Source organism: Nocardiopsis sp. NPDC058789 (assembly GCF_042745575.1).
Classification (GTDB): Bacteria; Actinomycetota; Actinomycetes; order Streptosporangiales; family Streptosporangiaceae; genus Nocardiopsis; species Nocardiopsis eucommiae.
The window spans coordinates 1-5,165 of the sequence record NZ_JBHYOW010000034.1; the positions used below are offsets into that span (position 1 = coordinate 1).

A 5,165-nucleotide genomic window follows, 5' to 3' on the forward strand; every position below is an offset into this window, starting at 1 on the left:
GGGGGGGGTGCCGCCCCGCGCGGGTTTGGCTCCCCGGGGGCTGTTCTCCGCCCGGGGGGGGGGGGGGGCCCCCGGGGGGGCCCCCCGGGGGGGGGGGGGGGGGGGGGGGCCCCCCCCCCCGCCGCCGGGACCGGCCGCGCGACTCAGCCCGTCGCGTCGGCATGGCGCCGCCCGGTCGCCAGGAGATCCAGGTAGCCCTCGATCTCCCAGGCCGAGCGGCCGACGAAGAGTCCGCCCACGCCGGGGACCCGCAGCAGGTCGGCCGCGTTGCCGGTGGTGACCGATCCGCCGTACAGGACGGCCCTGACGCGGTCGCCCCACTCCGCGGCGAGGGCCCCGTGCACGGCGGCGACCTCCTCCGGACGCGGCTCCCGGCCGTGCTCCCCGATCGCCCAGATCGGCTCGTAGGCGACCAGCACTTCCTCGAGGCCGCCGGGACCGGAGGGGAGGCCACCGAGGGCGGACTCCACCTGCCCGAGCACGTGGTCCACGGAGCCGCCCCGCGCGAGGACCTCCGCGCTCTCGCCACAGCACACCAGCGGGGTCAGCCCGTGGCGTAGGGCGGCGCGGACCTTGCGGCGCACGGTCGCGTCCGTCTCGCCGAAGTGCGCGCGCCGCTCCGAGTGGCCGATCTCCACGATCCGGGCCCCGGCGTCGGCCGCCTGCGGCACCGACAGCTCTCCGGTCCAGGCGCCCTCGTCCTCCCAGTGGGCGTTCTGGACACCGGTCAGGACGGGACCCGCCCCGAGGACGGCCGACACCTCGGCCAGGGCCGTCGCCGGGGGAATGACGAAGGCGGTGACCCCCGGCACGCCCGCGCCGACCTCCGCGAGCAGGCGTCGCGCGTAGGCGACGGCCTGCACCCGGGTCTTGGTCATCTTGAAACTGGTGCCGATCCAGAGCTCGGGCCGACTCACCGGCCCGAGGCTCCGCTCCCGGACGACCCCGCGCCCGGCTCGTAGGAGGACAGCGCCGCCACCTTCCCGGCGGAGGGCGAGGACGTGTCGAAGCTGTAGGTCAGCCACTCGCGCACCAGTCTGCGGCCCAGTTCGATCCCGACCACCCGCTGGCCGAGGCAGAGCACCTGGGCGTCGTTGGACAGGACCGACCGTTCGACCGAGAACGAGTCGTGGGCGGTGACGGCGCGCACCCCGGGCACCTTGTTGGCGGCGATGGCCACGCCGAGGCCGGTGCCGCACACGAGCACGGCCCGGTCGACCCGGCCCTCGGCGACCAGGCGTGCCGCCTCGACCGCCACGTGCGGGTAGTCGGTGTCCTGGTCGGAGGCGACCCCGACGTCGATCACCTCCGCCACTCCGGTGTGGGATGTGAGGTCCGCCTTGAAGACCTCCTTGTAGTCGAAGCCCGCGATGTCGGAGCCGACGGCGACGCGCATCAGCATCAGTGGTTCTCCTCTTGGAGGTCGGGTGTGTGTCGGGGGTGTGTGTCCCGCTGGAAGAGGGGGGTCAGCGCGGTGACGATCAGCGAGAAGGAGACCGCCCCGGCGTCGGGGGTGCCGAGGCTGTTGTCTCCGTGTGCCCGGGCCCGTCCCAGCCGGGCCGGGATCGAGGCCGTGGCGTCGGCCGCGCGGCGCGCGGCGGCGGCTCCCTCGGCCCAGGCCGCGTCCGGGCCCGCGTCACCGAGGGCCGAAGCCCACCGGTCCACGAAGGGCAGGGCCGCGTCGACGAGCGTCTTGTCGCCGGGGCTGGCCCCGCCGAGGCGCACCACGGCGTCGACCGCGGCCCTGGCACCCGTCACGGCGCGTTCGGGTCCGACCCTCCCGTTGTCTCCGAGCGCCGAGCCCAAGGCGGTCAGTGCCGCTCCCCAGAGAGCGCCCGACGTGCCGCCCGCGCTCTCCGACCACGCGGCACCCGCGCGCGTCAGGACGGTGCGCGCTCCGGCACCGAGCACGACGGCCCGCTCCGCGGCCCCGACTGCGGCCTCCGCCCCGCGCCGCATACCGATGCCGTGGTCACCGTCCCCGGCGACGGCGTCGATAGCGCCGAGTTCGTGCTCGTGGGTCGCGACGGTGTCACGCACGGTTCCCAGCGCCTGGGCGATCAGCGCCCCGAGCGCCCGTGAGGGTGCGTCCCCTGGGGTGACCGGCGGGGTCCGCCGGGCCGCGGCGAGGTCGTCGGTGCGTGCAGGGCGGGGCGGGAGGTGGCCGCGCCGGAAGGCGGGTGTCACGGCGGGGGCCCTCCAGAGCCGCTCCAGTTCGGGGTCGAGGAAGGTGAGGGTCAGGGAGAGCCCTGCCATGCCCAGACTGGTGATCTGTTCGTCCACGACCGGGGCGACGACGGTGAGGCCCTCGGCGGCGAGCCGTTCGCTCACCCTGCGGTGGACGACGTACAGCTCCTCGTACTTGGTGGCGCCGAGTCCGTTGAGGATCAGGGCCACGCGCTCGGAGCCGCCGACGGCCCCGGCGGCCGCGCCGCATTCGGCCAGCACACCGTCCACCAACAGGTCGGCGACCTCGTCCGCGGTCGGCAGGGGGCGCTGCTCGATGCCGGGCTCACCGTGGATGCCCAGTCCCACCCCCATCCGGCCGGCGTCCACCGTGAACAGGGGCCGGTCCGCGCCCGGGAGCGTGCAGCCGTCGAAGGCCAGACCCAGGGACCGGGTGGCGGCGTTGGCCCTGGCCCCGGCGCGGTGGACCTCCGCGATACCGAGCCCCGCCTCCGCCGCCGCGCCCAGGATCTTCAGGACCGTGAGGTCACCGGCGATGCCTCTGCGCAGGGCGGTCTCGTCCGCGGGCCCGGAGGCGACGTCGTCGGTGACCGCGAGGACGCGGACGTCCATCCCCTCGGCCCTCAGCTGCTCAGCCGCCTGCCCGAAGTGAAGCACGTCGCCCGCGTAGTTCCCGAAGCCGAGGACCACGCCGCCGCCGTTCTCCGCCGCGCGCGCGACGGAACAGATCTGGGAGGCGGAGGGCGAGGAGAAGATGTTGCCGCAGGCGGCCCCGTGCGCGAACCCGGGGCCGACCCAGCCCGCGAACGCCGGGTAGTGGCCGGTGCCGCCGCCGAGGACCGTGGCGACCTGTCCGTGCGGGGTGGCGGAGGCCCGCACCGCTCCTCCGTGGATGACGCGGACCTCGTCCGGGTGCGCCGCGCCGAATCCCGCGAGCGCCTCGGCCGCGAAGTCCGCCGGGTCGTTGACCAGGAGCGTCATGCCCGAGCCTCCTCTCCGGCCTGGGCCGCCACGGGGAGTTTGACGGCGAGGAGGCGGCGCACGTACTCACGGTTGCGCGCCGAGACCCCCAGCCCGTCGCCTCCGTAGTGCTCGGTGCAGACCGGACCGTCGAACCCGGCTCCCAACACGAGCTCGAACGCCCTCCGGTAGTCGATGACACCGCCCTCCAGCGGGGCGGGCACGGTGAAGTAGGCACCGGTCGCGGGGTCGAAGTCGCGGTGGTAGTTCTTCACGTGCCAGTAGTTGACGTACGGCAGGACCGGGACCAGCAGTTCCTCCCAGTGCGGCATGGGACGGTGCAGACGGACCAGGTTGCCGATGTCGGGGTTGATCCCCACGTTGGGGAGTCCGATGTCGCGGACCATGCGGACCGCGCTCTCCGGGGTGCCGAGGTAGGTGTCCTCGTACATCTCCAAGGACAGGCGCAGCCCGTGTCGGGCCGCGCGTTCACCGGCGATGCGCAGGCGCTCGACCGCCAGCGACCAGGTGCGCTCGTCGTCCACCGGGTCCGCGCCGCCGGGCTCGTGCCAGAACCAGAGGGCCCGCCGCTGTGCCAGGGTCAGGGGCCGGTGCAGTCCGGCGCACACGACGGTGGTGCCCAACTCGGCGGCGGCGTCGACGGTGCGCAGCAGGTAGTCGAGGTTGTCCTGGGCGACGGCCGGGTCGGGGTCGATCACGCTGCGGCGTGTCACGGAGATCGCGGAGACGCCGAGGTCGTGGGCCCCGAGGGTGCGGGCCAGTTCGCTCAGGCGCTCATGGGAGAGGTCCCCCGGACGCAGCCAGCGGTCGGTGAGGTCCACGTGGGCGAACCCCTCGGCGGCCACCTCGTTCAGTACGGCGGACCACGTCGCCGCCGGTGCGTCCTGCACCGGCGTGCCGTCCGGTGCGGTGTCGGGGAACTGGAGGAGCGCGGCACCGATCGGCCAGTCCTGCGCGGTATGGGGCATCGTCGTCTCCGGGGGTCGGTCCTGGGGGCCGTGCGAGCCCGGCGCGGGTCGAGTGGGATGACCCGACGGGCTTGGAATCATAGACCCTATAGGATCTTTCCGATGCCGAACAGAGTTGACCGACGAGTCACGCAGCCGTCGGGCTAGGATCTGGTGGAGATGAACAAAAGAGAGACCACCTCCACCGGGGGTTCAACCACGAAGGGCGCCGTGGTCGCCCGCCGCGCCCTTCGGGACGGCGTGTACGACGCGATCCTGGAGAAGCTGCTCGACGGCTCCGCACCCCCGGGGAGCTCCCTGGGCATCGACTCCCTCGCCCGCGAGATGGCCGTCTCCCCCACACCCGTGCGCGAGGCCCTGGTCCAGCTGGAGCACACCGGCCTGGTGTCGCGCGTGGCGCTCAAGGGCTACCGGGTCGCCCCGCCCATGACGCCCGAACAGCTGGAGGAGCTCTTCGACATGCGCACGATCCTCGAGGTCGCGGCGGTCGAGCGCGCCGCCGGGCACTCCGACGACCTGCTGCCGGAGCTGCGTGTGGCCCACGCCCAACACGTCCTCGCGGCCCACAGGGTGCGTGAGGTGCGCGGAGCGGGCGAGACCCCTCCCGACTTCGCCGACCTGCGCGACTACTTCGCCGCCGACTGGGAGTTCCACCTGACGATCATCAGGGCGGCGGGGAACCGTTTCCTGACACAGTCGGCCGAATCCCTGAGCGCGCACGTCCACCGGCTCCGACAGACCGTCCAGCACGGGACGATGGACATGGACCAGGCGATCGCGGAGCACACCGCGATCCTCGCCGCCTTCGAGACCGGCGACCCCGAGGCCCTTCGCGCCTCCATGCGCTCCCATCTGGAGGCGGTGGCGCGCCGGGCCTCGGCGGAGGGCTGACTCCGCACAGCTCAGCGCGGCGGGGGGGGGGCCCCCCCCCCCCCGGGGGGGCCCCCCCCCCCCCGGGGGGGGGGGGGGTTTTTTTGGGCCCCCGCAGAGCCAGAGGGTAGAGAACCAGAAGGGGGGAGATGAGTGGGT

At 74.2% G+C, this 5,165-nt stretch carries 5 protein-coding genes; 1 reads left to right on the forward strand and 4 read right to left on the reverse strand.

Annotated elements, in window-relative coordinates; translation table 11 throughout:
• Positions 1-143: 143 nt before the first annotated feature.
• The 4 genes from ACFW3L_RS26120 to ACFW3L_RS26135 are packed head-to-tail and all read right to left on the reverse strand — an operon-like array spanning position 144 to position 4,136.
• Positions 144-917 carry a triose-phosphate isomerase gene (locus ACFW3L_RS26120; protein WP_378748476.1) on the reverse strand — a complete coding sequence of 258 codons (774 nt, stop codon included), beginning with the start codon at positions 915-917 and terminating at the stop codon, positions 144-146.
• Entirely contained in the window at positions 914-1,402 is a 489-nt protein-coding gene (locus ACFW3L_RS26125) for a ribose-5-phosphate isomerase (protein WP_378748483.1), read from the reverse strand. The genes ACFW3L_RS26120 and ACFW3L_RS26125 overlap by 4 nt, the downstream gene beginning before the upstream one ends.
• Positions 1,402-3,168, reverse strand: a complete 1,767-nt coding sequence (locus ACFW3L_RS26130; protein ID WP_378748488.1) for a dihydroxyacetone kinase family protein — start codon at positions 3,166-3,168, stop codon at positions 1,402-1,404. The genes ACFW3L_RS26125 and ACFW3L_RS26130 overlap by 1 nt, the downstream gene beginning before the upstream one ends.
• Positions 3,165-4,136, reverse strand: coding sequence for a sugar phosphate isomerase/epimerase family protein (locus ACFW3L_RS26135; RefSeq protein ID WP_378748492.1), 972 nt, complete (start codon positions 4,134-4,136; stop codon positions 3,165-3,167). Before ACFW3L_RS26135 ends, ACFW3L_RS26130 begins: the two co-directional genes overlap by 4 nt.
• 159 nt (positions 4,137-4,295) lie before the next feature.
• Here ACFW3L_RS26135 and ACFW3L_RS26140 point away from each other — a divergent pair, with 159 nt between their 5' ends.
• Complete coding sequence (locus ACFW3L_RS26140; protein WP_378748496.1) at positions 4,296-5,027, forward strand: GntR family transcriptional regulator; 732 nt, start codon at positions 4,296-4,298, stop codon at positions 5,025-5,027.
• Positions 5,028-5,165 lie beyond the last annotated feature (138 nt).